This is a genomic window from Chitinophaga sp. 180180018-3 (assembly GCF_037893185.1).
GTDB lineage: Bacteria > Bacteroidota > Bacteroidia > Chitinophagales > Chitinophagaceae > Chitinophaga.
Window position 1 is genome coordinate 6,730,001 of record NZ_CP140772.1, and the last position, 5,000, is coordinate 6,735,000.

A 5,000-nucleotide genomic window follows, 5' to 3' on the forward strand; every position below is an offset into this window, starting at 1 on the left:
GCCCTTCCATACAGAACCACCGGATCACTTTAGCCTGCTTTCGCACCTGATCGGCTTGTCCGCCTCACAGTCAAGCACCCTTTTACTAATGCGCTCTGCGTACGATTACCAACCGTACTGAGGGTACCTTTGCGAGCCTCCGTTACCTTTTAGGAGGCGACCACCCCAGTCAAACTACCCACCAAACAATGTCCCCGCTGCCGGGTTAGACTCTAAATAACAGAAGGTTGGTATTTCAACGATGACTCCACAAATCCTGGCGAACCTGCTTCATAGTCTCCCAACTATCCTACACATCTGGCATTCAAAATCAATGTTAAGTTGTAGTGAAGGTTCACGGGGTCTTTCCGTCCCGTTGCGATTAACCGGCATCTTCACCGATACTACAATTTCACCGGGCTCGTGGTAGAGACAGTGTGCAACTCATTAGACCATTCGTGCAGGTCGGAACTTACCCGACAAGGAATTTCGCTACCTTAGGACCGTTATAGTTACGGCCGCCGTTTACTGGGGCTTCAGTCAGAAGCTTTGGATTGCTCCGAACATCCTTCCTTAACCTTCCAGCACCGGGCAGGTATCAGGCTCTATACGTCATCTTTCGATTTTGCAGGGCCCTGTGTTTTTGTTAAACAGTTGGTTGCACCATTTTACTGAGGCCACATCACTGTGGCACGCCTTATCCCGAAGTTACAGCGTCAATTTGCCTAGTTCCTTTACCACGGATCACCCGAGCGCCTGAGAATATTCATCTCGACTACCTGTGTCGGTTTACGGTACGGGCTGCAATAACCTAACCTTAGAGGGTTTTCTTGGAAGTCTGATTAGGGACATTATCAGCGCTGCCGAAGCTTTGCTGTACTTTCAGGTTCATCATTCCCGGCGGATTTTCCTACCGGAAATTTAACTACTCCCTTTAACGCACTATTCCGTAAGTGCGCAGTCCTTTCACTACTCCGTTACCCCATCGAAATTATTGCAGGTGTTGGAATATTCACCAACTTGCCATCAGCTACGCCTCTCGGCTTTGCCTAAGGACCCGACTAACCCTGATCCGATTAGCGTTGATCAGGAACCCTTAGTCTTTCGGCGATAAGATTTTTCATCTTATTTATCGTTACTTATGCCTACATTTTCTTTTCCAAACGCTCCAGCATGCCTCGCGACACACCTTCCACGCAGTTTGGAATGCTCCCCTACCGTCTGGCATTACTGCCAGGCCTAAAGCTTCGGTTGTATGTTTGATGCCCGATTATTTTCCGTGCCCAAACCCTCGACCAGTGAGCTGTTACGCACTCTTTAAATGAATGGCTGCTTCCAAGCCAACATCCTGGCTGTTTTAGGATTTGAACCGCGTTTGTTCAACTTAACATACGATTAGGGACCTTAGCTGTTAGTCTGGGTTATTTCCCTCTCGGCCATGGACCTTAGCGCCCACAGCCTCACTCCTGGAGATTATATTATAGCATTCGGAGTTTATTAGGGTTTGGTAGGCGGTGAAGCCCCCTAGCCCAATTAGTAGCTCTACCTCTATAATACGTCTATATCCAAGGCTGTTCCTAAAAACATTTCGGGGAGAACGAGCTATCTCTCAGTTTGATTGGCCTTTCACCCCTATCCACAGGTCATCCCATAGCTTTTCAACGCTAATGAGTTCGGGCCTCCAGTTAGTTTTACCTAACCTTCACCCTGCCCATGGATAGATCACAAAGTTTCGCGTCTACCCCCACTGACTTGTTCGCTCTGTTAGAACTTGCTTTCGCTGCGGCTCCGGTACTGAAGACCTTAACCTTGCCAGTGAGGAGTAACTCGTAGGCTCATTATGCAAAAGGCACGCCGTCACTCTTGCGAGCTCCGACCGCTTGTAAGCGCACGGTTTCAGGTACTATTTCACTCTCCTGTTCGGAGTACTTTTCACCTTTCCCTTACGGTACTGGTTCACTATCGGTATCTAAGGAGTATTTAGCCTTACCAGATGGTGCTGGCAGTTTCACACAGGATTCCTCCGGTCCCGCGCTACTCAGGATACTACATGTCCACTAAAATTTCTGTCTACAGGGCTTTCACCTGCTGAGGCTCATCTTTCCAGATGATTCAACTTGATTTAGCTTTCTAAAAGTAGTCCTACAACCCCGGGTAGAATTGCTTCGACCCGGTTTGGGCTCTTCCCTGTTCGCTCGCCACTACTTGGGGAATCATTAGTTATTTTCTTTTCCTGCAGGTACTTAGATGTTTCAGTTCCCTGCGTTGGCTCCCTTGCGGGTGGTACACCTTCAGTGTACCGGGTTGTCCCATTCGGAAATCTACGGATGTAACGATCGTTTGCATCTCCCCGTAGCTTATCGCAGCTTACCACGTCCTTCTTCGCCTCTTAGATCCTAGGCATCCGCCATGCGCCCTTATTCGCTTTAAATATTTTTGTCCCAGATATTACTACCTGAATACAACTTGCAAAAATTTTGCTTTTCCCAATATGTCAAAGAACTTAAGCTCTTAGCTGTTCGCTATTAGCTGTTAGCTGATGTGTGAGAGCTGATCTCCGTAACCCTTCCGGTTACACATCCTGTGATTTGTTAAAGAACTATCTTTTTTTCGTTCGGCTTGCAAAGGTAGTGATCATTCATTGAATCACCAAAACTTTTTAAAATTTCTTTGCATTTTTAATTGCCTTAATATCAATTCCTTATTTATCAAGATGGTATTGAATAGTTAACCTGTAACTTATAAAGAACTGAATTTTTGAAGCGGACGGCAAAGATATACTCTTTACTATTCGCAAACAAAACTATTTGAGTTTATCTCAAATTACTTTCAAACTTATTTCAAACTTGTAATCAACCTGGAGTTGAATGTATATCCGACAGATCAGTAGTGATCCCCTTTTCTTCATTATGAGAAAGAAAAAGAAAAAGTCCTGGCAGGTCACCAGGACTTTTCTCTTAATAAGTATGGCAGCTACCTACTCTCCCGCATGATAGTGCAGTACCATCGGCCATGAGGGGCTTAACTTCTCTGTTCGGAATGGGAAGAGGTGAACACCCTCGGCATAACCACCATAAGATCTTTGTTTACTGTTGCAGCAAACCCAATAAGATAGACATACCGGGAAAATTAAGTTGTATTCAGTGTTATCTTACGATAACGTAACATTAAGAAAGTTAAAGCTTACGGGCAATTAGTATTACTCGGCTGCGATGTTACCACCCTTACACCTGTAACCTATCAACGTCGTAGTCTGCGACGGCCCTTAAAAGTAAACTCATCTTGAAGCAGGTTTCACGCTTAGATGCTTTCAGCGTTTATCCTATCCGTACATAGCTACTCTGCAATGCACCTGGCGGCACAACAGATACACCAGCGGTACGTACGACCCGGTCCTCTCGTACTAAGGTCATGTCCTCTCAATTTACTAACGATCACAACAGATAGGGACCGAACTGTCTTGCGACGTTCTGAACCCAGTTCACGTGCCACTTTAATCGGCGAACAGCCGAACCCTTGGGACCTTCTCCAGCCCCAGGATGTGACGAACCGACATCGAGGTGCCAAACCTCACCGTCGATATGAGCTCTTGGGTGAGATCAGCCTGTTATCCCCGGAGTACCTTTTATCCTTTGAGCGATGGCCCTTCCATACAGAACCACCGGATCACTTTAGCCTGCTTTCGCACCTGATCGGCTTGTCCGCCTCACAGTCAAGCACCCTTTTACTAATGCGCTCTGCGTACGATTACCAACCGTACTGAGGGTACCTTTGCGAGCCTCCGTTACCTTTTAGGAGGCGACCACCCCAGTCAAACTACCCACCAAACAATGTCCCCGTTACCGGGTTAGACTCTAAATAACAGAAGGTTGGTATTTCAACGATGACTCCACAAATCCTGGCGAACCTGCTTCATAGTCTCCCAACTATCCTACACATCTGGCATTCAAAATCAATGTTAAGTTGTAGTGAAGGTTCACGGGGTCTTTCCGTCCCGTTGCGATTAACCGGCATCTTCACCGATACTACAATTTCACCGGGCTCGTGGTAGAGACAGTGTGCAACTCATTAGACCATTCGTGCAGGTCGGAACTTACCCGACAAGGAATTTCGCTACCTTAGGACCGTTATAGTTACGGCCGCCGTTTACTGGGGCTTCAGTCAGAAGCTTTGGATTGCTCCGAACATCCTTCCTTAACCTTCCAGCACCGGGCAGGTATCAGGCTCTATACGTCATCTTTCGATTTTGCAGGGCCCTGTGTTTTTGTTAAACAGTTGGTTGCACCATTTTACTGAGGCCACATCACTGTGGCACGCCTTATCCCGAAGTTACAGCGTCAATTTGCCTAGTTCCTTTACCACGGATCACCCGAGCGCCTGAGAATATTCATCTCGACTACCTGTGTCGGTTTACGGTACGGGCTGCAATAACCTAACCTTAGAGGGTTTTCTTGGAAGTCTGATTAGGGACATTATCAGCGCTGCCGAAGCTTTGCTGTACTTTCAGGTTCATCATTCCTGGCGGATTTTCCTACCAGAAATTTAACTACTCCCTTTAACGCACTATTCCGTAAGTGCGCAGTCCTTTCACTACTCCGTTACCCCATCGAAATTATTGCAGGTGTTGGAATATTCACCAACTTGCCATCAGCTACGCCTCTCGGCTTTGCCTAAGGACCCGACTAACCCTGATCCGATTAGCGTTGATCAGGAACCCTTAGTCTTTCGGCGATAAGATTTTTCATCTTATTTATCGTTACTTATGCCTACATTTTCTTTTCCAAACGCTCCAGCATGCCTCGCGACACACCTTCCACGCAGTTTGGAATGCTCCCCTACCGTCTGGCATTACTGCCAGGCCTAAAGCTTCGGTTGTATGTTTGATGCCCGATTATTTTCCGTGCCCAAACCCTCGACCAGTGAGCTGTTACGCACTCTTTAAATGAATGGCTGCTTCCAAGCCAACATCCTGGCTGTTTTAGGATTTGAACCGCGTTTGTTCAACTTAACATACGATTAGG

The 5,000-nt window shown here is 46.8% G+C and carries 3 rRNA genes (2 of these 3 running past the window's edge); all 3 read right to left on the reverse strand.

The window, feature by feature from the left end:
- Positions 1-2,410 (reverse strand): 23S ribosomal RNA (locus tag UNH61_RS26390); it reaches 469 nt to the left of the window's first position.
- Between the two features lie 533 nt (positions 2,411-2,943).
- A 5S ribosomal RNA gene (gene rrf / locus UNH61_RS26395) occupies positions 2,944-3,055 on the reverse strand.
- A gap of 97 nt (positions 3,056-3,152) precedes the next feature.
- A 23S ribosomal RNA gene (locus UNH61_RS26400) occupies positions 3,153-5,000 on the reverse strand (it continues 1,031 nt past the right edge of the window).